This window comes from Candidatus Bathyarchaeia archaeon, from assembly GCA_038873195.1.
In the GTDB taxonomy this organism is placed as follows: Archaea; Thermoproteota; Bathyarchaeia; order Bathyarchaeales; family Bathycorpusculaceae; genus DSLH01.
This window is the reverse complement of the sequence record JAVZEV010000002.1, coordinates 74,802-98,973: the sequence shown is the minus strand read 5'-3', so window position 1 is coordinate 98,973 and position 24,172 is coordinate 74,802. Positions and strand designations below refer to the sequence as shown.

Annotated in this window: 25 protein-coding genes and 3 tRNA genes; 16 read left to right on the top strand and 12 right to left on the bottom strand. The window is 42.2% G+C overall.

Going from position 1 to position 24,172, the window contains the following annotated elements; translation table 11 throughout:
* Together QXW63_08675 and QXW63_08670 are read left to right on the top strand one after the other, a co-directional pair.
* The gene (locus QXW63_08675) at positions 1–1,029 is read left to right on the top strand and encodes a zinc-binding dehydrogenase (protein ID MEM3461962.1); all 1,029 of its coding nucleotides are present in this window, start codon (positions 1–3) and stop codon (positions 1,027–1,029) included.
* Positions 1,030–1,051: 22 nt separating this feature from the next.
* Entirely contained in the window at positions 1,052–1,453 is a 402-nt protein-coding gene (locus QXW63_08670; GenBank protein MEM3461961.1) for an EVE domain-containing protein, read from the top strand.
* A 10-nt stretch (positions 1,454–1,463) separates the two neighbouring features.
* Here the strand turns inward: QXW63_08670 and QXW63_08665 are convergent, their stop codons facing one another.
* Positions 1,464–2,087 (bottom strand): TatD family nuclease-associated radical SAM protein, encoded by a 624-nt coding sequence (locus QXW63_08665; protein ID MEM3461960.1) that lies wholly within the window; start codon positions 2,085–2,087, stop codon positions 1,464–1,466.
* Positions 2,088–2,181: 94 nt separating this feature from the next.
* Here QXW63_08665 and QXW63_08660 point away from each other — a divergent pair, with 94 nt between their 5' ends.
* From QXW63_08660 to QXW63_08650, 3 genes are read left to right on the top strand one after another with little or no spacing between them, the layout of a single operon-like run.
* Positions 2,182–2,724 (top strand): NUDIX hydrolase, encoded by a 543-nt coding sequence (locus tag QXW63_08660; GenBank protein ID MEM3461959.1) that lies wholly within the window; start codon positions 2,182–2,184, stop codon positions 2,722–2,724.
* 50 nt (positions 2,725–2,774) lie between these two features.
* On the top strand, positions 2,775–4,400 hold the full coding sequence (locus tag QXW63_08655; protein ID MEM3461958.1) for a CTP synthase: 1,626 nt from the start codon (positions 2,775–2,777) through the stop codon (positions 4,398–4,400).
* A gap of 18 nt (positions 4,401–4,418) precedes the next feature.
* Positions 4,419–5,537: an aminopeptidase gene (locus QXW63_08650; protein MEM3461957.1), complete on the top strand. Its 1,119-nt coding sequence runs from the start codon at positions 4,419–4,421 to the stop codon at positions 5,535–5,537.
* A gap of 23 nt (positions 5,538–5,560) precedes the next feature.
* Here QXW63_08650 and QXW63_08645 read toward each other — a convergent pair whose 3' ends face one another.
* The gene (locus tag QXW63_08645; protein MEM3461956.1) at positions 5,561–5,992 is read right to left on the bottom strand and encodes a CBS domain-containing protein; all 432 of its coding nucleotides are present in this window, start codon (positions 5,990–5,992) and stop codon (positions 5,561–5,563) included.
* A gap of 147 nt (positions 5,993–6,139) precedes the next feature.
* On the opposite strand from QXW63_08645, the gene QXW63_08640 reads away from it, so the two are divergent.
* From QXW63_08640 to QXW63_08610, 7 genes are all read left to right on the top strand, one after another.
* Positions 6,140–6,649 (top strand): hypothetical protein, encoded by a 510-nt coding sequence (locus tag QXW63_08640; GenBank protein ID MEM3461955.1) that lies wholly within the window; start codon positions 6,140–6,142, stop codon positions 6,647–6,649.
* Positions 6,650–6,714: 65 nt separating this feature from the next.
* The gene (locus QXW63_08635; GenBank protein MEM3461954.1) at positions 6,715–6,933 is read left to right on the top strand and encodes an aminopeptidase; all 219 of its coding nucleotides are present in this window, start codon (positions 6,715–6,717) and stop codon (positions 6,931–6,933) included.
* Positions 6,930–7,817, top strand: coding sequence for an aminopeptidase (locus QXW63_08630; GenBank protein ID MEM3461953.1), 888 nt, complete (start codon positions 6,930–6,932; stop codon positions 7,815–7,817). The genes QXW63_08635 and QXW63_08630 overlap by 4 nt, the downstream gene beginning before the upstream one ends.
* Positions 7,818–8,013: 196 nt before the next feature.
* A complete protein-coding gene (gene trmY / locus QXW63_08625; protein ID MEM3461952.1) occupies positions 8,014–8,571 on the top strand; it encodes a tRNA (pseudouridine(54)-N(1))-methyltransferase TrmY in 558 nt (185 codons plus the stop codon).
* A gap of 74 nt (positions 8,572–8,645) precedes the next feature.
* Positions 8,646–10,022, top strand: coding sequence for a RuvB-like domain-containing protein (locus QXW63_08620; protein MEM3461951.1), 1,377 nt, complete (start codon positions 8,646–8,648; stop codon positions 10,020–10,022).
* A gap of 80 nt (positions 10,023–10,102) precedes the next feature.
* On the top strand, positions 10,103–10,411 hold the full coding sequence (locus QXW63_08615; protein ID MEM3461950.1) for a hypothetical protein: 309 nt from the start codon (positions 10,103–10,105) through the stop codon (positions 10,409–10,411).
* Between the two features lie 258 nt (positions 10,412–10,669).
* A complete protein-coding gene (locus QXW63_08610) occupies positions 10,670–11,914 on the top strand; it encodes an MFS transporter (GenBank protein MEM3461949.1) in 1,245 nt (414 codons plus the stop codon).
* Here the strand turns inward: QXW63_08610 and amrS are convergent.
* From amrS to QXW63_08595, 3 genes are all read right to left on the bottom strand, one after another.
* Positions 11,909–12,985 carry an AmmeMemoRadiSam system radical SAM enzyme gene (gene amrS / locus QXW63_08605; protein ID MEM3461948.1) on the bottom strand — a complete coding sequence of 359 codons (1,077 nt, stop codon included), beginning with the start codon at positions 12,983–12,985 and terminating at the stop codon, positions 11,909–11,911. The genes QXW63_08610 and amrS overlap by 6 nt on opposite strands.
* 36 nt (positions 12,986–13,021) lie before the next feature.
* Positions 13,022–14,020 carry a thiamine-phosphate kinase gene (gene thiL / locus QXW63_08600; GenBank protein MEM3461947.1) on the bottom strand — a complete coding sequence of 333 codons (999 nt, stop codon included), beginning with the start codon at positions 14,018–14,020 and terminating at the stop codon, positions 13,022–13,024.
* A 147-nt stretch (positions 14,021–14,167) separates the two neighbouring features.
* Positions 14,168–14,926, bottom strand: coding sequence for a nitroreductase family protein (locus tag QXW63_08595; GenBank protein MEM3461946.1), 759 nt, complete (start codon positions 14,924–14,926; stop codon positions 14,168–14,170).
* A 100-nt stretch (positions 14,927–15,026) separates the two neighbouring features.
* Between QXW63_08595 and QXW63_08590 the strand changes: the two genes are divergently transcribed.
* The 3 genes from QXW63_08590 to QXW63_08580 all read left to right on the top strand — a co-directional run bounded on the left by QXW63_08590 (position 15,027) and on the right by QXW63_08580 (position 15,690).
* Positions 15,027–15,100, top strand: a tRNA-Thr gene (locus QXW63_08590).
* A gap of 99 nt (positions 15,101–15,199) precedes the next feature.
* The gene (locus QXW63_08585) at positions 15,200–15,532 is read left to right on the top strand and encodes a hypothetical protein (GenBank protein MEM3461945.1); all 333 of its coding nucleotides are present in this window, start codon (positions 15,200–15,202) and stop codon (positions 15,530–15,532) included.
* 83 nt (positions 15,533–15,615) lie between these two features.
* Positions 15,616–15,690: transfer RNA gene (locus QXW63_08580), tRNA-Pro, on the top strand.
* A gap of 15 nt (positions 15,691–15,705) precedes the next feature.
* On the opposite strand, the gene QXW63_08575 is transcribed toward QXW63_08580, so the two are convergent.
* From QXW63_08575 to QXW63_08555, 5 genes are all read right to left on the bottom strand, one after another.
* Positions 15,706–16,692, bottom strand: coding sequence for a fructose-bisphosphatase class II (locus tag QXW63_08575; GenBank protein MEM3461944.1), 987 nt, complete (start codon positions 16,690–16,692; stop codon positions 15,706–15,708).
* A 35-nt stretch (positions 16,693–16,727) separates the two neighbouring features.
* Entirely contained in the window at positions 16,728–17,831 is a 1,104-nt protein-coding gene (locus QXW63_08570; protein MEM3461943.1) for a dipeptide epimerase, read from the bottom strand.
* A 42-nt stretch (positions 17,832–17,873) separates the two neighbouring features.
* Positions 17,874–19,166 (bottom strand): ABC transporter permease, encoded by a 1,293-nt coding sequence (locus QXW63_08565; protein MEM3461942.1) that lies wholly within the window; start codon positions 19,164–19,166, stop codon positions 17,874–17,876.
* Positions 19,159–19,890, bottom strand: a complete 732-nt coding sequence (locus tag QXW63_08560; protein MEM3461941.1) for an ABC transporter ATP-binding protein — start codon at positions 19,888–19,890, stop codon at positions 19,159–19,161. The genes QXW63_08565 and QXW63_08560 overlap by 8 nt, the downstream gene beginning before the upstream one ends.
* 78 nt (positions 19,891–19,968) lie before the next feature.
* Positions 19,969–20,141: transfer RNA gene (locus QXW63_08555), tRNA-Trp, on the bottom strand.
* A gap of 152 nt (positions 20,142–20,293) precedes the next feature.
* Here QXW63_08555 and QXW63_08550 point away from each other — a divergent pair.
* Positions 20,294–21,406 carry a hypothetical protein gene (locus QXW63_08550; protein ID MEM3461940.1) on the top strand — a complete coding sequence of 371 codons (1,113 nt, stop codon included), beginning with the start codon at positions 20,294–20,296 and terminating at the stop codon, positions 21,404–21,406.
* A gap of 5 nt (positions 21,407–21,411) precedes the next feature.
* On the opposite strand, the gene QXW63_08545 is transcribed toward QXW63_08550, so the two are convergent.
* Positions 21,412–22,302 carry a hypothetical protein gene (locus QXW63_08545; GenBank protein ID MEM3461939.1) on the bottom strand — a complete coding sequence of 297 codons (891 nt, stop codon included), beginning with the start codon at positions 22,300–22,302 and terminating at the stop codon, positions 21,412–21,414.
* A gap of 52 nt (positions 22,303–22,354) precedes the next feature.
* Positions 22,355–24,064 carry an APC family permease gene (locus QXW63_08540; protein ID MEM3461938.1) on the bottom strand — a complete coding sequence of 570 codons (1,710 nt, stop codon included), beginning with the start codon at positions 24,062–24,064 and terminating at the stop codon, positions 22,355–22,357.
* Positions 24,065–24,172: the final 108 nt, after the last annotated feature.

Here is a 24,172-nt window from a genome sequence, read left to right as displayed (position 1 = left end):
ATGAAAGCAGCCATGCTTTATGGTGTAAAAGACCTAAGAGTTGAGGAAGTTGAAAAACCGAAGGTTAATGCCGGCGAAATTCTTGTCAAAGTGAAAACAGCAACAACTTGTGGCACAGATTTAAAAATATTTCAGAGGGGCTATGTTGAGAAGGTTATAAAGCTTCCAACAATTTTTGGTCATGAGTGGGCTGGAGAAGTTGTTGAAGTAGGAGAGAATTTGGAATGGCCTATGAGAGGGATGCGTGTTCGTGCTGGCAACAGTGCGCCTTGTTTGCATTGCACAATGTGCCAGAAGGGCAAGTATAATCTTTGCGAGAATATGATTTGGCTTTGGGGTGCTTACGCAGAATACATTAAGGTTCCAGCGCGGATGGTTTTGGTGAACATGCAAGAAATTCCACAGCATGTTTCTTTTGAAGAAGCAGCCGTCACTGAGCCCTTGGCATGTGTTTTGCATGGCGTTGAAGAAGCGGATGTTAAATTGGGCGATTCCGTGGCTATAATTGGTGCTGGGCCAATTGGATTACTGCATATGTTGACGGTTAAGAAAATGGGCGTGGAAAAGGCAATAATGATTGACCTTGTGGAGGAGAGACTGAATTTTGCAGAAAAGCTCGGCGCTGATGAAACAGTTAACGCTGGAAAAACGGATGTTATTGAGGCTGTTCGTAAATTTACTCGTGGTTACGGTGCGGATGTGGTAATCGAAGCAATAGGGTTGCCAGCTACATGGGAGCAAGCCCTTAGACTTGTTAGGAAAGGTGGAACAGTCTTGGAGTTTGGTGGCTGTCCTCCTGGAACGGAAGTGAAAGTTAACGCGGAAATGCTGCATTATGGTGAAGTAACAGTTATGGGCGCTTTCCACACGACGCCGTTGCATTTCAGAAAAGCCCTTAATTTGATAGCGTCTAGAACAATTGATGTAAGACCGCTAATAACAAGAAAAATAAAATTAGACAATATTACGGAAGCATTTAACATACTATCTACATCAAAAACCGAAATTAAAATAGCTATAAACCCATAGAATAGTAATACCGGAGTCTCTGATGGTTGAAGCTGACGGTTACATTTTAAGAATAGCCACCAAACAGTGGGTAGAGCAAGTCTTTAACATGGCAATCTACTACACTAACGCTCGCAGAAAATGGAAACCGGGACAAACCATACTTTTCATGCATAAGACTGGCAAGGGCGATGCTGTTGTAGGCTATGGTGAAATAGGGAACTTATACTCAATTGATGAGCTTTCTGAAGAAGAAAAACTTGAATGCGAAAAACACGGTTGGAAGAAGGCAATAGAATTCACTTATGTTAAAGAATTCGAAAACCCATTATCGATAAAGGATACGTTTCTTAAAGATTTGAAGATTCGAGGGAAATACTTTCATGGTTTTCCCCTTAAAAGAGAACAAATAACATCAATTATAGAGCAAGCAGAAAATCGTTAAAGGACAAGATTCACCAGAAACCCGGAATGTATTCTCTTACTCGAAATTTCACGCCTATTTCTTGGGCAATCTTGGCAACCCTTGAAAGGTCAACTTCGAGAATAGTTACCGCTGTAATCTCAACATCAAATTTTCCTTTAGTTTCCTCAATAAACGTTAATACGTTTTCAAATGCGTTTTCAAATTTTGGTCTGCAAACTTGATTATATGTTTCCTTGTCATGAGCGTTTAGACTGACACTTACCTTATCCACGCCTGCAGCTTTTAATTCTGTGATGATGTCTCTATTCTTGTTTAGCAAAAAACCTTGACCGTTTGTGTCCACGCGAATGCCTATTGGCTTTCCGTAATGCTTCCTTATCCAACGTGCAACCTCTAAAAGACAATCCAGTCTCTCCAAGGGCTCACCAAAACCACAAAACACAATCTCATGCCAATTTTTTAGGTTCAGAACTTTTATAAGTTCGTCTAGAATTTCTTCGACGGATGGTTCTTTCGGAAGTTTTAAGTTAAAGTTGCAAACTCCACTTTTGAAATTCCTTATGCAGAAATAACAGTTGTTAGAGCATTTGTTAGTAATGTTCAGATACAAGTTCTCTCCAAGCCAATAGACCACGCTTGGGCTTCTTCTCAAGTTGCTCTCTTCCTCAAACAAACTCTAATAAGAGATTCTCAAAAATATACCGTTTCAAACATTAGAGGTATATTAAGAGGGGGAATCAAAACATTTGAGTGAAAAATTTTGTTCGGTAAAGATCTTAACATCAAAGCCTATTTACAATAAACATGGTATAACAATCTTAGAAGATAGCGTGAAATTTGGTGATGGAACAACTTATGAATACGTTTACTTCAAAAGCAATGGAGCTGTCATTATAGCGGCTTTCACAGAAGATAAGAAGATGGTTTTGACAAAGCAGTATCGTCATCCTCTCAGAAGAATTGTTTACGATGTCCCAGGAGGTGCCATAGAAAATGGCGAAACACCTTCTCAAGCCGCTCTGAGAGAACTTGAAGAAGAAACTGGTTTTACTGCTGAAAAACTTGATTGGATTGGTAGATTCAGTCGTGGCCCAAGCAGTCAAGCAGTTGTAGAAATATTCTTTGCAAAGGTAAAATGTAAAAATGAACATTTTGATACCACTGAGATAGCCGAAATTGAAATGGTTGATTTTGATTCACTATTTGAGGAAATTTTAAAAGGTGAATGCTTCGACGCAACGGTAGTCATAAGTGTTCTGCTTGTTTACGCAAAGAAGCTTCTAGAATAAATTTAAATGTAGATTCGAGCGTATGCTTTTGTTATTGCAGAGGCGGAATCATGGTTAAGTACATTTTTATTACAGGCGGCGTGCTGAGCTCGGTTGGAAAGGGTATTGTAACTTCTTCTATTGGAAAAATGTTGCAGGCACGAGGCTTAAAGGTAACAGTCATAAAGATTGACCCTTACGTGAATGTTGACGCTGGAACAATGAATCCTTACATGCATGGCGAAGTCTACGTGACTGACGATGGCGGCGAAACAGACTTGGATTTGGGCTGGTACGAGCGTTTTCTTGATTTAAACTTGAGAAAAGAAAACAATCTTACTACAGGTTTAGTGTATAGGGCAGTTATTGAAAAAGAACGACGCGGTGATTTTCTAGGAAGATGTGTTCAAATTGTGCCGCATGTGACAAATGAAATTAAACATCGAATTCGAGCGGTTGCCAAAACTTCTGAAGTGGATGTTGTTTTAACGGAGGTCGGCGGAACGGTAGGCGACATTGAAGGATTGCCCTTTTTGGAAGCCATCCGTCAGATGCGTTTGGAAGAGGGCTACGAGAACACTTTGTATGTGCATGTTGCGTTGGTTCCAGTTTTAGATGTTACGAAGGAAATGAAAACAAAACCTTTGCAGCACAGTGTTAATGAGTTACGGCGTATCGGTATTCAACCAGACACCATAGTTGCAAGAAGCCGAGAAATGATAGACTCTGAATCTTTAAGGAAAATAGCTCTTTTTGGAACAATCCCGGAAAACGCGGTTTTCTGCTCTTACAATGTTGAGTCAGTTTATCAAGTTCCACTTATTTTGGACGAGCAAGGAATGGGCGAGTTTATCTGTAAACGACTAGGTTTTTCGGGACGATTGCAAGATTTTAAGGAATGGAAAAAGTTTGTTGACGCTATATTAAACCCTCAATATGAAGTCAAAATTGCATTAGTTGGCAAGTATGCTGGCTTAACAGATAGTTATGTAAGCATGAACGAGGCGTTGCGTCATGGAGGTGCCGCTTGCAAGACAAAAGTTTGCATCAGTTACATTGAAGCCGAAAAATTTGAACAAAACCCGAAGGAACTGGAAATTTTGAAGAACTTTGATGGAATTTTTGTGCCTTACGGTTTCGGTCCGAGAGGAACTGAAGGAAAAATAATGGCAATCAAATATGCAAGAGAAAACGACATGCCTTTTCTCGGAATATGTTATGGTTTTCAGTTGGCTGTAATAGAATTTGCGCGTAACGTGTGCGGCTTAAAAGATGCAAACAGCACAGAAATCAATCCGCAATCACCCAACCCGGTGGTAGACCTTATGCCAGAACAGCGTGGAATAGAAATTAAAGGAGCTACAATGCGGTTAGGCGCCCACAAAATAATCATAAAACCAAACACGCTAGCTTATAGCCTTTACAAGGATGAAGAAATCTACGAACGCCACAGACACAGATTCGAGGTCAACTTGGACTATCTGGATAAACTTGAAAAAAATGGATTAGTTTTTTCTGGAAAGAGTGCAGATGGAAGAAGAATGGAGATTCTGGAGTTGCCAAATCATTTCTTCTTTTTTGCGTCCCAATTTCATGGAGAATTTAAAAGTCGCCCTGTGAAGCCAGAACCCGAATATTACGGTTTCGTAAAGGCGTGTTTATGCAAAAAATTGGGGAAAGCCAAGCCAGAGTTTTAAAAGTGAGTGAGAAAGAGCATGTTTCATGTTTCAAAACGTCTAAGAACAGTTGCCAAAAAAGTCATAGATAATGCACTTCCGATAAAAAGGGATGAAATCGCAGTTTTTTACGCTGGCGTCGAAAATTTAGATCTTGCTTACGCGTTTGCTGCTGAATGTGAAGCTCGAGGAATTGAAACATTAGTTCAGAGTGAAGGAGATTACATATCATATACTAAGCTTCTAGAAGCTCCAATAGAAGTCTTTGCAAAAACACCCAAAGTTCCAAAAGCGATTGTTGATGTTGCAGATTGGCTTATTTGGATGAGAGGAAGCAGATTTGACGCTTCAATCTATCAAAGGCCAGAAGCACAAAAGCGGCTATTAGAAATTCAGAAAATTTCAAAATGGACTTTCGATAGCATTCTCCAACTGTGCCTTAAAAAGAAGACACATCTTGTGGCGTTTTTGGACCCAAATTTGCAACAAGCGCAGGCTTTGGGAAAAACCTATGAAGAAACGCGTGAAATGTTCCTTGCTTCTTTAGACATAGACTATGATGCTTTAACCGATTTGGGACAGCGACTGATTGATTTTATGAAAAGAGGAGGCGAAATTCACTTAACTTGTCCAAGAGGCACTGATTTAAGATTTCATGCTGAAAATCGCTATTGGATTAATGATGACGGAAAACCTTTTCCACCGTCAATTCCTATAGCTCAATACGTTCACAACTTGCCTGTTGGGGAAGTTTTTGTGGCGCCGATGGAAGAAAGTGCTTATGGCGTTTTGTGTCCTAAAGATTTGCCGGGAAGTGTTGCCACTGGTATTCGTATAGAGTTTAGAGGAAAGGAAAAGGCTGTTGTTTCTGCTGAGAAAGGTTTTGAGTTTTTGAAAGCGCGGCTTGAGAAAGCAACTGGGAATCCGTATTGTATTGCGGAGTTCGCTTTTGGCACGAATCCTTGTGGTGATATGCTTCTTGCAACGGAGAAAGCTTTTGGCACGTGTCATGTTGCGATTGGTCAGAATACTTGGTTGGGCGGCAAGAACGAGAGTAGTATTCATTGGGATTTCTTGGTTGAGAGTCCTACGGTAACTGTTGATGGACGATTGGTTGTGAAAGAAGGGAAGTTTGTTTGGGAACTTGTTAATGGGTAGAAAGAAGGATTATTATTTTTGGTTTAGTATGTTCGGCGGTGTGGTCTGACAAGTTCTTCTAGAATTGATAGCAGTGTTGGCACTTTGGTTACTATGTCTGTGAAGGTTACGATGCCGACGATTTTATTGTTGTTTGTGACTGGGAGGCGTTTGATTCTTTTTTTAGCCATGAGTTTTGCGGCTTCTTCTATTGTTGTGTTTTCGTTTATCGTTGTGACTGGGCTTGTCATGATTTGTCTTGCGGTTAGGGTTTCTGGTGCTAGGCATTGTTCTACTAGTCTTCTGAGGATGTCGCGTTCTGTTATGATGCCTACTGGTCTGTCTGCTTGGGTGACTATTATTGAGCCTATGTTGAATTTGTTCATTGTGGCGACGACTTCTTTGACGGTTGTGTCTGGGCGGACAACGCGGACATCTTTGGACATTACGTCTCTGACGAGGATTATGCTTGCCATTTTGTTTTGCTCCTTTTAGTAACTAATTGTTTTGGGTTGGGGGTTTTATTTGTTTTGGTTAGTGTTTCAAAAAATGGTATAGGTGTGAATTTTCTATATGCATATAAGATTGTAAGAAGATTTGAAAGCGTTGTGGGAGTTGCTGGTATGACTGAGGGTGAATCTTCGGTTGTTGATAGGTTTCGGGGTCGTTTAGAGAGTGCTAAGAGTTATGGGGAAGTTTGGGATGTTGTTAGGGATTGTGTGGAGTCTTCTCTACATAAGCGTAGAGGCGGGATGATGCTTTTTCTAGATGATTTGCCTTTGCAGTTGGGTGCTTACCATTCTGTTGGGACGAATAATATTGTTTTGAATAGGGCTTTGGTAGAGATTGTTGAGGCTGCTGTTAAGTCGAAGCGAATTGTGAATGCTTTGGTTTTTAATTTGCTTTTACATGAGTACTTGCATGCGTTGGGTGAGTATTCTGAAGTTGAAGTTAGGCGTTTAGTGTATAAGGTTGCGAGGGAGTGTTTTGGTGAGGATTATGTTGTGACTTTTGTTGCGAGGAAAAGTCCGTGGGTTTTGCTTAAGGATATTCCTTTGGAGGGTGTTAATATTCGCAAGCGGGTTATGGAGATTGTTAGGGATTTTGAGAAGGCAGATAAGTACATTGTTTAGGTTATCGGTAAGGTTTTATGCTGGCTCTGAATTGTTATCGTTTTCTTTAAGGCTGGTGTGTTTGGTTGGTTGATGAGAGAGTTGTGAAGTTGGCTAAGCTCTGTGTTCACTACAGTGTAGATGTGAAACCTAAGGAGAAGGTTCTGATTAATGGAAGTGATTTGGCGTTTCCGTTGATGCATGAGATTTACCGCGAGTGTTTATTGAGCGACGCTTATCCACTGATTATGGCAAGTTTGGATACGACTTACACGTTTTTTAATATGCCAAAGAACATCAGTTGAGTTTTGTTTCGCCTTTTGACCGTTTTATTGCTGAACATTTTGATGTTATGATTGGAATTTTCTGTGAGCCAAATCCGAAAAAATTGACGGGTGTTGACCCTGCTAGGATTAGAATGCGGAGTGCTGCTAGGAGGGAGATTGCGGAGATTTTGTTTAAGCGTGAAGCTGAAGGGAAGTATAGGTGGACTGGTTTGCCGTTTCCTGTTACTGCGCAGGCGCAGGAGGCTGAGATGGCTTTGCCGGAGTATGAGGATTTTGTTTATAGTGCTTGTTTGGTGGATAGGGATGACCCAATTGCTGAGTGGAAGAAGATTAAGGTGAAGCAGGAGAAGATTTGTAAGTTTTTGGATGGGGTGAGTGAGATGCGTATTATTGGTGAGGATACTGATTTGCGGTTTAATGTAAAAGGGCGAAAGTGGATTAATTGTTGTGGTGAGAAAAACATGCCAGATGGAGAGGTTTTTACGGCGCCTGTTGAGGATTCCGTTGAAGGGGAGATTAGGTTTACGTTTCCGGGGATTTTTATGGGGCGTGAGGTTGAAAATATTAGGCTTGTTTTTGAGAAGGGTAGGGTTGTGAAGGCTTCTGCGGGTAAGGGTGACGAGTTGTTGCAGCAGTTGTTGAAGATTGATGGTGCTGAGCGGGTTGGGGAGTTGGCGATTGGGACGAATTATGGAATTAGTCGATTTACGAAGAATATGTTGTTTGATGAGAAGATGGGTGGGACTTTGCATATGGCGTTGGGTTTTAATCCTGTTCCTGAAACTGGTGGTTTGAATAAGTCTGCTTTGCATTGGGATATTTTGAAGGATATGCGTAAGGGTGGAGAGATTTACGCGGATGGAAGATTGTTCTATAAGGATGGTAAGTTTTTAGAGTTTTAGGAACTGTTAGGTTTTAAACAGTTATAGCCCCCCTTATATATAGGTTGAAACAGTAGTTAGAGTTTGGAGTTGAAGAGATTAGTAAAACCTTTATGAGGCAACATCCAAAGATTGCCATTTCATTCTGTTATAAATTACCAACATTGTAAAAACTTTTAAAACATACAGAACACAATACGAGAGAATTTGACTAACAATGCGAGAATTCATTTTATACTCTCGTTTAGGCAGAACAGACTCAAACTGGACAAACCTACATGATGCTGGACGTTTAGACATAGTTTATGAATGTGTAATTGCTTCTCTTTTTCTTTCTCATGCAATCCGCAAAGACACAGTCTTCCACGCTATATTAAACGGTCCGCCAAATCCGCCTCAGCATCTAAAAATAGAAGGCTTAACGCTACATGATGTGCGTACTGACCAGCAAACATGGACGCAAATTTTCAAAAAGGTCTTGTCTGGTAAACCGCATCCGGGGATAAGCCTAGCAAAAGCAAGCTTTGAGACACTACTAAAAACTAAAGCTGCAGAAGCACAAATTTACATTCTTGAAGAAGGCGGCAGACCAATAGACGAAATAGAAATTGGAAATAACTCGGTCTTCGTCCTCGGTGACCACGTAGGCTTACCAAAAAGGGTGGAGGGTTTCGCTTTACGTTACGGAGAAAAAATCAGTCTTGGAAAAACACCCTATCTTGCAGCCTCATGCATAACGATAATAAACTATCTGCTAGACAAAAATGAAAAGTGAAATTTATATCAGAGAAAAATTTTCAATACCATCTACAACATCAAACACAAAATAAGACGAGGTGAAACTGCACCATGGCTTCAATAAGAGAAATTCCCACAACACCCACAACCAGATTTGAACGCATAGGCGCTCACACGCACATCAAAGGCTTAGGATTAGACGAGAACCTACAAGCAATCAAAGTAAAAGACGGCATGGTCGGACAGGAAAAAGCCCGAGAAGCCGCAGGATTAGTCGTAAAAATGATAAAAGAAGGCAAACTCAGCGGAAAATCCATAATCATTGCAGGACCACCAGGCACAGGAAAAACCGCCATAGCAGTTGCCATATCACGCGAACTAGGCGCTAACGTGCCATTCATCCAAATGAGCGGAAGCGAAGTCTACAGCAGTGAACGCAAAAAAACTGAAATTCTCATCGAAGCCATCCGCAAATGCATAGGCATAGAAATCCACGAAATGCGCAAGGTCTACGAAGGCGAACTCACAACCGTAGACATAAAAACCGCTCCACACCCATACAACCCATACCAAAAAATCCCAGAAAGCGTACGTCTAACATTACGCACGACAGAAGAAGAAAAATCCATAGAAGCTGGCGCCCAAATAGCTCAACAAATAATTCAAGAAGGCATAACAGAAGGCAGCGTCATCCAAATAGATGCTGAAACAGGACGCGTAGCCAACCTAGGGCTAAGCATGGAAAGCACAAAAGGAAAAACTTACGACGTAGACACAACACGCAAGATTCCACGTCCCAACGGTAAAGTCTTAAAAGAAAAAGAATTCGTTTACATGCTGACATTAGCAGACTTAGACGAACTAAACGCCAGACAACGCCAAGGCGGATTCTTCTCACTATTCTTCGGCGGCTCGGAAACAAAAGAAATCGACACCGAAATCCGCATGGCTGTAGATCAACAAGTTAAAGAATGGGTAGACAACGGCAAAGCCTACATTCACCCCGGCGTACTTTTCATCGACGACTCTCACTTGCTGGATTTAGAAGCATTCAGCTTTCTCGGAAGAGCCATGGAAAGCGAACTCGTCCCAATCATAATACTCGCAACAAACCGCGGCATAGCTAGAATCCGCGGAACAGACATAAAAAGCCCATTAGGATTCCCAGTGGACCTAATAGACCGCTCAGTCATAATCGCAACCCAACCATACGACACAGAAAGCGTAAAAGAAATACTTCGCATACGCTCTGCAGAAGAAAAAATCAAACTTGACAAAAACGCGTTAGAAAAACTCGCAGAAGTCGGAGCCAAAAGCTCACTACGCTATGCGGTCCAACTTCTAAGCTTAGCCGCACAAAACGCCAAAACAGCCAAAAAAGACAAAGTTACAGTTGAAGATGTGCAACGCGTAGACGACCTCTTCATGGACATGACAGAAGCCGCAGAATACTTAAGAAAACACGAAGAAAAAATGATGATACATTAACTAAATATGCACAATCCATATCACAACACAACAACCCTTTAATTCCAACACCCACCTTTTCTTAAACCGAAGTGACTCCCATGGCAGAACACAAACAAAAACGTCCAACAGAAAACATAACCGAAATAGGCATAGAAGAACAAGGCTTTCTCCTTGAACCAGCCCAAGTCGAACTTGGCGCAGGCTACACACTTCAAGTAAAATACGACGAAAACGAAAACCCAATAGTTAGCATAAGAACCTACGGAAACGTGAACATGAACCAATTGAAAAAGGAAATTCAAAAGGCTTATCCGAATGCCCGAATACTGCAACTAAATCAGCCACCCCAACCAGTAATTGTATCCAAAAAACACAAAAAGCCGAAAACTAAAAAGAAACGCAAATAGAAGAAATTTCCACCCAAAATTTTGCATCTCGATACGAGATTGAAAAAGAAACAATACCTCTTTAATAAAAATTTTTCCTTGAAAACCATAAAAACCAACATAAAACATGTGTTTTCAAGGATAATAAGCTGCGAAAATCTTCATAACGAACAATAGTTAAAAAAACATAATTTCATCCATAAAATGCACGATGAGCTTTTAAGCAACCACTCACGCTTAATGAAAATCTAAATATAAACCTGCAAATGTGAAGCACGCGTGAAAAACGAAAAAAACCAGCAGGAGCAAAAAGAAGTAAGTCTCAAGCCACTTTATGCACGTTCTGTAGTGAACTCACTTGGCGCGGGAATGGTCAACCCTTTCATGGGAGCATACGCCATAAAACTTGGCGCTTCAGAATCAGACATGGGATGGTTCCAATCAGCCTCAAACATCTCAAACAACGTAATGCAAGTTTTTTGGGGACGCCTAAGCGACCGCATCAAACGCCGAATACCCTTCATAATCGCCGGCACCCTCATAATGTCCACCTTGTGGATACCGATGATATTCGTAACAAACGCAACTCAACTAATCCTACTAATCGCCGTACAAGCCCTAATCGGCTCGATGGCAACGCCAGCGTGGACCGCCCTAGTAGGCGATTTAGTGCCATCAGCCAAACTTGGAAGAGCAAACGCTTCAATAAACCTTTGGGCATCAATAGGCAGCGTAATTGCAACAGTCGCCTCAGGAATTGTAATGCTTAGTGTTGGCGGTTCTCCTCAAGAAATGATGTTCATACCCTTGTTGATTGCCGCCACATGCGGCATAATCTCTTGCGTGGCAATGCTTCGAATAAAAGAAAAGAAAAACGGCGAAAAACTGAACCTACGAAGACAATTCACGTCAGAATTTCTTAACACTTTAAGATATGCAAAGAAAAACCCGCAATTTGTAAAATACTGCTACGTAGTCGGCGTCTTCGAATTTTTCATGTCAATCTGCTGGCCACTAATCGCAAGAACACAAGTAGACGTTTTAAAAGCCACAATGCTGCACATAGCGCTGCTTTCAGTCGTGCAATCTGTAGTAACTATAGCTTTTCAGGGTTGGGCTGGAAAAGTAACAGACACTATTGGAAGAAAACCCGCCTTGCTAATATTTAGATTAACCCTCGTGACGGTGCCGCTTGCCTACGCCTTTGTACCCAGCATAGAAGCATTAATAGTTGTTGGAGCCTTCTGGGGAGTAACCATGGCGCTTGGAAACGCCGCAGTCACAGCCTACCTTTTAGATATCGCGCCGGAAGAGCACCGCGGAAGCTTCACTGCAGTATTCAACTTAATGATAGGTGTGACAACTTTTTTCGGGTCATTACTCGGAGGATACCTATCCGCATATACAGTCAGCATTTTCGGCTTAATCGCGGGACTGCAAATTGTCTACATGGTCTCCATGAGTGGCAGAATCGTCGGCGCACTACTTCACTTCAGATTAAAAGAGACGCTTAAAAAATCATAGAAGATACGCGGGACGCTCTTGTTTGCCGCAGTATTCTCCCATTATCGGAATAAAAGTTGCGCATCTGGGACATTTCTTTTCTTTAGTAATTTTGTACTGCAACACGTAGTATTCATATCTCTGAATAAGCTTCTCCCCGCAGTTAGGACAATAAGTATTTTCGTACTTATGCCCACCAACATTGCCAATGTAAGGATAAAGCACGCCAGCCTTCTTCGCCAATTCATAAGCCCTCTCTAAAATCTCAACTTTTGTCGGCGGATTATCAAACTTGTAAGCGGGAAAGTAACGCGTAAAATGCAAAGGCGTTTCAGCGCCAACCTCTTTCAAATGCCTCTCAATAACCCACTGTAGACTTGCATCGTCGTCATTAACGTCTCTAACAACCAAATTAACAATTTCAACGTGCAACCCTAACTTTTTAGCTTCTCGCGCATTTCTCCAAATCTTATCTACTTCTGCTCTTCCGCAATATTTCTCATACACCTTAGCATCGCCTTTTATGTCGATTTTAAGTCCGTCCAACCCCGCTTTAGAAAGCGCCTTTAGAACTTCCAGCGTCATATAGCCATTTGAAACATAACAACAATATTTTAAGCCCTTTTCTTTAACATGTTTGAAAAGCGGAACCACCCATTCAGAAAGAAGCGTTGGCTCTTGAAAACTTGCACACAAACCGACATCACCATTGTAAATAGCTAACTCAACCATTCTCTCCGGCGAGTAATAAACCGCTTTAGCAGGGTTTGGCTCAAGCTTTGACAAGTGAAAATTTTGACACCAAACACAATTCAAATTACAGGACCAAGTTGAAAAAGTGAGAGCCGTTGACCCAGGCCAATAATGAAAGAAAGGTTTGATTTCTATTGGGCGGCTTTCAATCGCGCTTACATCGCCATAAACAAGCGTGAATAACTCTCCATTGATATTCATTCGAGTTCTGCAGAAACCTTTCATGCCAAGCTGAATTTCACATTTTCTTTCGCAGAGGCTACATCTGACAGTATCCTCGTGAAGCTTTTCATAGAAAAGTGCTTTGCGAACAGTCAGGTAACTAGTTAAATCTGGCATTAGCCTTCAATTTAATTAATATGACTTAATTCAGACTTAAACATTACTTTTCCTAAAGTGCTCCCAACCCCGCGGCTCAATAACATGCTTTTTTCCGTCAATTTCCAAAATAACCTTCTTTTCAGCTGTTACCTTTCCAATTTGCAAAAGCTTTCCACCGACCTTCTCAACAGCTCTTACCGCTCGACTCCAAAGCTTAGGCTTTACTGTTAGGACAAGCTCGTATTCTTCTCCGCCGTAAAGCGTCAACTCTAACAAGTCAAGCTTGTTGGTTTCTGCAAATTTTTCCACTTCTTTGGCTACTGGAAGCTTGTTTATCAAGAAGCCAACATTGCTTGCCCTTGAAATTTCATGTAAACTCCACGCTAAGCCATCGCTTGAATCAATAGCTGCTGTGACTGCTTTTGTCTGGCTTAATGCTAAGCCTTCCTTTAACCGTGCATGTGACATCAAAACCGCTTCAACAAGAGACTCACGAATTTTCCTCGGTGCTTTAAGATTGTTAAGTAGAATTTGCAAGCCGGCAGAAGTTTTACCGAAAAAGCCGGTAACCGCCACAAGGTCTCCGGGTTCTGCTCCACTCCGCAACATAACATTATCCTTTTCTGCAATTCCAAAAATCGAAAGACTGATTATTACATCTGAAGCCTCGTTAGTATCGCCTCCAATAATGAATGCACCATACTCGCGTGCGCCCGCATTTAGTCCAGCCCCAATTTCTTTTACGTCCTTCTCGCCAAGTTTTCGGGGCAGTCCAAGCGAAACAAGAATAACCTTTGGTTCCACACCTTTCGCAGCGAAATCACTCACGTTCATAACAACGGCTTTTCGCGCCGCTTGCCAAAGACTCATTCCAGACGGAACATCAGTTTTGCCTACCAGCATGTCCGTTTTCAAAATTAGGAGTTGCTTGTCGTTTAGTGGATATGCGGAGACGTCATCACCAAAGGGAATAGGCATCTTAGGCATTTTCTCAAGCTGGTCTAGAATTAACTCAATTATTTTTCTCTCTCCAATCGCTTCTAAGTCGCTCAAACCCCTACACCCGTGTATTAGTGAATAGAAAACTGTTGTCTTAAATATTCTCAGCAAATCTCAAGGTAGCTATCCGATGCGGAGCACTTTTTCTAATCTTCATGCACAAGCGACACTTACTTGTGCAACAGTTTTCTCAAACCTCCACTACTCTTTTATGAAGCCTTGCGCCTTAAGAAAATTCATTAACTTCTCATTTGTACTCTTTACAAATTCCTCTCTGTAATGCCTTGAATACGACTTTCCATAACTTCTTTCCGCCAAAAGCTTTTCAAACTCCTCTCGCGAGAGCTCTTTTCCGCCACGGCGTTTCAAATCGTTAGACATGAACTCTCTCCAGTAATCTGAAACATCCTTTGCATCTATATCCCTATAACTGTCCTCGCAGACTATCACGTCAAAACTCCATTTCCCCCTTATACCAGGCTTTCTCACAGGATAACCCATGCACAAAATGCTAAGCGCCAAACAATGCGTTGGCAACTTCAAAATTTCCTTAACCTTCTGCGGATGCTCAATCACTGACCCAATTATTACGCTGCCGAGACCCAAAGCTTCTGCGGCGATAACCATGTTTTCAAGTGCTAAAGCAGTGTCCAAAACTCCGAAAGTGTAGGGAAGAATGCCAGTAAAATCGTAGTCTACTCCGGTTAGTTTTGCAGCTTTTAAATGCCGATGAAGGTCAAGGCATGCCACAATCCACACTGGAGCGTCTTTCATAAACGTTTGATTTTCGCAGAGTTCATACAATTGTTCTTTAACAACTTCGCCTCTTACAACTATGAACGTTCTGGGTTGAATGTTTCCAGCAGACGGCGCTCTAATTCCTGCAAGCAGAATCTGCTTAAGAATTTCTTCTGGAACTTTTCTGTTTTTGTCAAAATCTCTGATAGAAGTTCTTGTCAAAATAGTGTTTAACAAATTGGAGTTTTTCATAGGAGACACTGCCTAGAAAAGGCTATTCCGAACATCTTAAAAATAACAGTTTCCCTCATTAGTTGCAGACGCCTCGGTAGCTCAGCTCGGTAGAGCGACGGTCTCGTAAACCGTAGGTCCCGGGATCAAAGCCCGGCCGAGGCTTTTACGTTCGTGTATTTTTGTTGTGCGGGTGAACAGAAATATTTATTAAATATTAATATTAAAGATACATTTTGTAAGAATATTCTGGAAGGATGAGTCATGCCTCCATTCCACCTACACGACGAAAAACTCAAATGCCCATACAAAGGATGCGGAAAAGAATTCGAAAAACCAACCGTCCTAACTGACTCATCCACAATACCCAGACAAAACTACTATGCATGCCCATACTGCAACTCAAAACTAGACATAATAGTAGAAAACATGAAAATCGTCAGCGTCAAACCAACAGAATATCCCAAAGTCTTCGACTCACCAGCCAAATGCGCCCACTACTTCGGATTCTTAAACGCCATTCCAAAAAACGCCTCAATTCCAGACGAATGCCTAGTCTGCCCAAAAGTCCTCCAGTGCAGCATAAGAAAAAGATAACAAAACCTCTACTCACGTTTCTTTTAGAGAGAATGTTTTAAATTTATCCTCTAGAATTCTATTTTACCCACCAAACTATCCATGGGGCTGTCGGCTAGCTTGGTCTAGGCTTGGAGACTTGGGCTCTCTAGACCCCGGTTCAAATCCGGGCAGCCCCATTTTTCCGCTGCGTTTTAAGTTAAAAAGTGTTTATAGACTGGGTGACCTTTGAATCGTAGGTTTGTTTCGGATTTCTCTATTGTTCCGCTTGGCAACCTTATACAGAGAGAACTGACAATTGCTCCGTTTTTAACGAATCTCACGCCATCTAGGAGTTCGCCTTTTGTCACTCCAGAAGCTGCGAAAACCAACTCGTTACCTTTAGCTAGTTCATCTTCTGTATATGTTTTTTCTACATCAACGCCTTCCGCTTTTAGTCTATCCAGCCTTTTGGGGTCGTCTTTTTTGTCTTCCCACACTTTCACGAGCATTGTGCCGCCTAAACATTTAACGGCGGTTGCAGCGATTGTTGCTTCTGGTCCGGCGCCTGCGCCTATAAGGAGGTCTACGCCTGAGCTTGGGATGCATGTGACGACTGCTGCTGCGATGTCGCCGTCTGGAATGAGGATTATCCGTACGCCTAATTTTCTAAGAATGCTAAGAATGTCTGCATGTCTTTCACGTTCTAACATTATTACTGTAAAGTTTTCGAGAGGCAAGCCTTTTTCTTGAGCTACTGTTCGCACAATCTCTTCAACACTCATGTCCAGAGAAAGTTTTCCAGCAGAATGATCGTCTGTTGCCACTTTGAAATAGTATCCATCGTCTGGAAGCACTTGAAAACATCCAGCAGGCGCGCATGCGAGCGCGGAGATGGCGTCTTTTCTGCCTTTGGAAGCAGCGGTGGTGCCGTCAACTGGGTCTACGACAAACTCGACTTTTGGTCCTTTGCCTGTTCCCACTTTTTCTCTTTTTAGGAATGCTGGGGCGTTATCTTTGGGTCCTTCGCATGAGATGACTTCTCCTTCTACGTCTGTCTGCGTTAATACGGCTCTGGAAAATTTTACGGCGTTCGCGTCTATCAAATCTGGGTTGCCTTGACCGATATGTAAGGCAGCGCCAACTGCTGCGGCTATTGTTATTCTGGTTAATGAAGGCGCTAAAGCCCTAAGAGAGACCATTTGCTATTTTGCTCCTATCCACGATAATAATTAACTTACTTGTAAATCATTTTCGGCTTTCCAAGCATTTGTTCATTTAACTCTTTTATGCCTAAGCCGTTTTCTTTGGGGAAAATTCGCATTGAATTTTTCACTTTTGTTCCGCCTTTTTTCGCGAGTTTGTCTTTCATTAAAATGTCGGAGTCAAGGTCTGCGTATCGTATGTTTTTTGTTGCAGCGGCTAGGTGGGTTCCAGCTGCTATGCCTATTTCCGATTCGCCCATGCATCCAATCATGCATGGTATGCCCGCTGCCTCAGCAATCTCGGCTATTTTTCTGCCTTTCAGTATTCCGCCGCTTTTCATCAGCTTAATGTTTATTAAGTCTACGGCTTCAGCTTGTATTAGACGTAAGGCATCTTCTGGTGAGTGTATGCTTTCGTCAGCCATTATTGGTATCGGCGAGTTTTTCTTGACTTCTCTTAAGCCTTTGATGTCTTCAGCTGAGACTGGCTGTTCAGCAAATTGAATGTTAAACTTTTCCATTTTGTTTAGGACTTCTATTGCTTGTTTTGGTGTCCAGCCTTGGTTGGCATCAATTCTTAACAGTATCTCCGTGCCTACTGCTTCTCGAATTAGTTTTATGCGTTCAAAATCTTCATTTGGGTTTACTCCAACCTTCACCTTCAAGGCTTTGAACCCTTTTCTGACGGCTTTAACAGCGTCTCTAGCCATTTCTTTAGGCGATTTTATACTTAGTGTCAAGTCGGTTAAGACTTCAGTGCGGTATCCACCCATTATTCTGTAGAGGGGTTTGCGACAAGTTTTTCCTAGAATATCATATAATGCAATGTCGACGGCTGCTTTTGCGGCTGGATTATCCTTCACAAGCGAATCCATTATTTCCACGTCCTGTTCGATTCTAAGTGGGCACATGCCAACAAGTTTTGGAGCAATTTTGCCCAGAACTTTTACTACTGTTTCTGGGGTTTCGCCAGTTACCCGTTTAGACGGTGAGGATTCTCCGCACCCAATCACATCGTAATCTGTAAGTATTTTTACGATTATGTTGTGGCTTTCTGTGCTTGCGCCTGGGGCGATTCTGAAAGGTTTTTTATATTTTAGGGTAACTGTGTAAACTTCGATTTGCTGAATTCCCAATCGTTCTCACCTGTTACAAGTTTACGTTTCTTTGGAAAAGCTTTACTGAAACTCTTCCTTAGGTGTCTTTTCATGCTTTCTTAATCCCTTAAACTTTAGTTTTGCTGTAAGGATTTTTTCAGTTGCGAATAATCGTGAAGCCACATACATTACGACTAATGTGAAAGCGGTAACGTAGACTATGCCAATTGTGGCGGTTAAGTAGTCGCCCATTATAACCGCCTTTGATGTGATAATTGGGTGGCTGTAGGGAATAGCGTAAAGAAGAATTTTCAACGCGAGAGGCAAAGTGTTAATGTCCAGATACATTAGGGCAAGCGCTGGAATGAATATTAAGGGATAAATGTAGCCGACTATGGACTGCGCGCTTCTCACATCTTCTACAAACGCAGACACAATAACTGCCAACGCCAACGCAGAGAGCAAAGTGACAAAAAGCGAAATTCCCAAGAGCAAATAACCAAAAACTGACGGAACAAGTCCCAAAGCGGCTAGGTCTAGAGACGTGCCAGCAGGAACCATCGCCATGAAGGAGCCCATGTAATAGTTGAAGCCAACCATGTATGCTAAGGCGCCTATGCCTGCCACAAGAATTGTTCCTGACAATTTTCCCATGAGAATTGCAAAGCGGTCCATCGGCAAAGTTAACAGCGTCTCCAATGTTTTCTCTTCTTTTTCCATTGCTACAGAGGTTGCAGCTATTTGCATGGAGTAGGTAAGCAGAATCATAATGGTGATTGGCATGGCTATTGCTTGAGAATACATTAAGTTGGTCAGCATGTTTGGGTCAACGCCTTCTACGACGTTTCCTTTAATTATGGTTGATTTGGTAATGGCAACAGAATCAGGAGCTTGTACTCTGTTAAATTGATAGATTAAACTGTCAATTACTGAAGAACCAATATTTTCAAAGAGACTGGTTCCAGAAAAGGCTCCGTAAAATCTCACATAAGCAGTTACGTTTGGGTTACTCTCGTGCTCCTCCATTCTTGCACTGAAATTTTTTGGAATTTCAATAAGATATGTTGTGTTGTATTTTGCCAACAGTTCCAGAATCGTGTTATTATCAAGAACTTTATTGTTTTCAACAGAAACCCTTGCTGAAAAATTGAGAAACGCTATTAGAGAGGTTGAATTGGTTCCTTCATCATTGTTTACGACGAGAATTGTTGCTTTCTGAGATTGCTCTTGAGCGGACTGTATGGAATAACCCATTATACTGCCTAACACTGGAAACATTAACAACGGCACAATTATCATCCCCAACAGTATCTTGGGGTCTCGAACAAGCTCCTTAAGCTCTTTAAGCAAAAAGTTTTCGAATCCCTTAAGCAAGTCCAATCACCTTCGCAAAAACTTCCTCTAAATTTGCGCTTCCAAACTTTTCTTTCAGTTCGCTGGGTTTTCCTTCAGCAATGACTTTGCCCTTGTTTATTAACGCGACTCTATCGCATACGTGTTCAACTTCGAGCATGTTGTGGCTTGAAAGCAAAACTGTTACGCCATGCTCTTTCACATAACGTTTGATTATTTCCCTAACATGAAACGCGTGCAGAACGTCCAACCCGCTGGTAGGCTCGTCCAAAATGGCGAGTTTAGGCTTGTTCATTAAGGCTCTTGCCACGAGAAGCCTTCTTTTCATTCCTTTGCTGTAAGTTTTAGTCTTATCCTTCAAGCGTTCGCCCAAACCAGTTATTTCAGCCGCTTCATTAACCATTTGTTGCGCTTCATCCTTGCTTCCGGTGTTAAATTTAGCCATAAATTCCAGATATTCCCATCCGGAGAGGTTTCGGTAAGCGCCTGCTTCTTCGGGAAGATAAGTTATAATTTTGCGCACTTCAGCTGCTTCTTGAACCACATCTAATCCGAAAATTTTCACATCGCCCGATGTTGGTAAAAGCAAAGTTGAAACTATGCGCAGTGTGGTTGTTTTTCCAGCTCCGTTTGGACCAATAAGCCCAAAAATTTCTCCGTTTTTGACATTAAAACTTAAGCCGTCCACTGCGCGAATTTCGCCGAAGACTTTAGCAACATCTACCGCGTCAACAGCCAAACTCAACTTTTCAACACCAAAAGTTAAGCAATTAGGGGGGGCTTTAAAAAAGTTGCCACAAATTTTCCTTGAGAACCCTCATTGTGGTGGGGCTGGCCGGATTTGAACCGACGACCTTTCCCCGGAGACAGCGCTTGGCTGTTCCTACGGGTTTCTCTATGACCGCTCCAGAACTTCTTCATTCCGCTTCGGGCGGTCCGCAAACCCGTTTGTTGCATTCTGGAGCCCGTCGTCATACCTTCCTAGACTACAGCCCCGTTGTGTTTGTGGCATTAAATTTACTGTAGAGGATAAGATATATGCGTTATTCCTACGCTCTTTTTAGAATAGTTAGAAAGGTCTATGTGTTAAATGTGCTGATGCCTAATTATCTTAAAGTATTTATGATTGATTCTGGTAACGTGTGTGTTTGTGGAGGGCATTTATAACGGGAAACGAGTCAGGCGGATATGCGCGAAAGAAATGTGTTCTTTACCAAGAGATAGACGGCACTTCTTACGAAGTGGATTTGCCGTTAACTTCCAACGTTGACCCAGATGAATTGAGAGAAAAAATAGGTTTGCCCTCCTATATCGACCTCAACTATTTCCCACTAAAAAGCGCCATGGTAACCCTTTGGGCGACCATAAACGCGCCTAAACTTCACGAGTTATACCCCGAAGCTTTTGAGAAAAAAGTCAGCGACAATCCTATTCCCGCCTTGCTGTTTGGAGGAGCAGCAGTCAAAATTCTCTGCAAAAGCGCAAATGCTGGCGGTCCATTAGCGCGAGCGATAAAGGATACAGATTTTATAATCCCCAAAAAACAGGGAATGAACTTTTGCAAGCTTCTTTTGAACATGAACAAGGCTTTTGGAACACAGTTTAAGTATTTTCGGACAAAAGGCGACGTGCTTTTCAATGCCATGAGACAGGGTCAGCGATACCGAATTAGAACAATAAACGGCATCACCGAAGAAGGCCTTCCCACAGTTACCGTTCTCGATATTTTCTGTGACTATATAGACTTGCGTCACCGAATAGAAGTTAAAGACTCCTTTGAAAACTGCAGAGAAAACTTGTGCACAATCGGTTTGGAAAACTTGATACTTTCTAAGTCACAGTTCATCATGGACCATCCAAAGTCAGATGCTCACCTACTAAAAGAGCACAAGCAAGAATTCAGAATCTTACCATACGAACACTACGCTTCAGACAAGATTGTTTTGGGAATGGAAGAGAAAGACGCGAAAGATGTCTGCGCAATTTTTTTAGACCATGCTATAGGTGAGGGAAAAGACGAAATCAGCCCCAGCAAGATGAGGAAGGCTTTGGAAAGAGATAAGAAACTCGCGTTAACCGTAACACTCAATCTTCAGAACTTGGCGGATAAAACTGAACTTATGGAAAGATGGTTAAAGAAAGGTGACATTGCAACCATTTCTAACAGAATAAACGAGTTATTGAAGTATTTGCCTAAGGTTGACAAAAAATGGGACAAGCCATGGTGGAATACTGCTGTGGAAACACCAATGATTGAATAGTAAGGCTATTTCTTGCGTATCAGCTGCTTTATTGTGTTGTAGGTGTCTTTTCGGGACATTCCCGCTCTTGAAATCGGCAGCTCCACGGTCTCTTTTTCCGAATATAGTTTTATGCAAACTTCACGTTTTGGAGTGACATACATTGTTGCTTCCTTGAAATTTGACCACTTTCCTTCTCTCACTGTTTTTCCTTCTTGAATGGTGAATCCTTGACTGTTCAACAAAAGAATAGTGTGGTAGTTACTCTTGTAAAGACGGTAACCCCCCACTAAAGATAAGCCCGTTACTACCAGAAGGGTTAAAGGATGAATGGCTTGAGGCCACCCAGCGAGGGCAATAGCCACTAAAAATAGAACACCCAATCCAAGAAGTATAATGAAGCTTTTCATATAGTTAGGCACGTCGAAAATTTCAAACTTTGCCTCTGTCAATTTGAGGTGTTTAGCAAGTCCTTTTCCTAGGACGTTGTTGGATGTGACATTTTCTTTGGATGCAAGACTAAAGGCGACAACACCAATATTTTTGTCAACCAAATCGTTTATTGCATTTTTCACTGCTTTGTCAAATGGTTGACTTTGGACCAAGCCTAGAAAAATCCATTCGTCTTCACCAAACTTGCTCTTCAACGAAATAATCATTTCTCTAAAAGATTTGGCATCTACCGTTGGAGACGTGTAAATGAAAAAGTTAATCTTGTATTTTGGCGTCACCAAGGCTGAGAATATTTTTGAAAGGAAGAATCCTTTCTCCTGAAGGCTCCCTGAAGCATAAATTGGAAAAACTATGTTGCCGAGTTTATAGTCTCTGTGGATTTCGTTGAAGTTAGCTAGCCATCTTAAATGTCCTTTAGCTATTTGTTCTTCCACCATGTCAACGATAAAGTTAAGTTCATACAATTTTTAAGCACCAATGGCAATGTAAAAATAAAAAGAGGGAGGATATTTAAGGCTATTCTGGTGGGATGCTGAGGTACAGCGTCCGCATGTCAACGCCCTTTGTTGTGTTGCGGTACATAAACCCTATATACAACAGTATTCCCGCGATTATGCAGCCGAAGAACCCAATCGCACTTATTATGTCTGCAGTTGCTGCTCCGGTTGTAAACAGAGACCATATCCACGGTGACTCTTTGATGAAGATGTAAAGGCAGAAGGCTCCGCCAAGTGTTGCAACAAATCCTAAGGTGACAACTGCACCTATCGAATGCTTGACAGCTGCACGGTCGTAGATTTCCTTTCTTTCTAGCGGAAGCAACATGCATGATATACAGAACATTGTTAGGAAGAACGCGTCAAATATGTCTGTTCCAACGACACCTGCAAAAGCCAAATAGCTTGTTGCTCCTGCCGGAAAGTCAGCCTCTGCCATGCATGCTGGAATGGCAAAGATAGCTGTGATTAAAATTGCCCACACGGGGGCGTGCCATCTTTCACTGACGTAGGAGAACTTTTCTGGCATCATTCTGTCAAATGACATGGCGAAGAAGGTTCTAGAAGCGACGAGTAGGAATGGTGGGATGTCGTTAGCAACCCAGAGTACAGCACCTATTGCTATAAGCGCTGGAAGCCAGCTTATACCCATGCCATTAGCAATGATAGATGCAATTCCTGTACTCCATGCACCCTTGAAATTGGGGATAGCAGCATCTCTAGCGGCTACAACACTATCTTTAAGGCTGCTTGGCGGGTAACTTAACCAAGCGTATGCTTGGAAAAAGCTCCACTGATGCCCTTCACTATCCGTGTAAGGCTCCACATTCATTGCTGCGATGGCTGAAAGCGATGAAGCCAACAGATAAACTACCATTATGAGAACACCAGCAACCAAAAGCACTTGAGGAAGTTTTTTGTTCGCCTCTTTAACTTCACCAGCTAAGAAGGTTGTTGCGTACCAACCCATATACGCCCAAAAGGCTCCACCAAGCGCAACTGAGAAAGCATCAAAGAAGCCGACAGGATTGGCTGTCATACCAGTGGCATTTGCAACCGACACGAATGTGCTTGGAGGGGCCCCCATAACATTTTCCACACCAGTTGCGACAGCGGCAGGGTTCATTGCACCCGCTATCCACATTGCAAAGAAGATTATTGTAATTGCTGCGGGTATGTAGAATATTACTTCCATTAATCGCCCATAGAGTTTTGTTCCCAGAAGCGCGATAATAGCAAATATCCAGACTATCACTAGACCTCCGAGGAACCGTCCGATAGGGCCAAAATCATAAGCGGTTGGTGCCATTGCGATGCCAAAGAATATTTCAATCCCCTCAAAAACCGCAACGCCGATTAACCCGTAGCTAAACGCTTCCGCAAGGAACATTAGCCATCCGGACATGTAGCCTACCGATGGGTGTATAACTCTTGATATTGTAACGTAGCCACCACCCGATCTTGGCATCGCTGCTGCAACGTAGCCCGCTGCGTAGCCAGTGATAAGCACGATGAAGCCGCAGATTAGGAATGCCCAGAATATCGCTGGAAGTCCAAGTGGCATCATGTCTGTTGGCATTGGCATCGGTCCAGTGAATTGGAATGCGCGTTTCTGCCAGCCTAAGCCGACCACGTGGCTGAGGATTATGATGACACCCAACGTAAAGCCGATTTCCCTTACGAGTCCAGTTGCTTCCCTAGCAAAAAGTCCAGGCTTACTTGAGGCCATTTTTTATAATGCACCCAATCTCAAATGTTTTAATGCTGAGAGCATTTAAAACTTTCCATGGTAACGTATATTTTAAATAACTCGGCGATATTAAAAACACGTTGAATT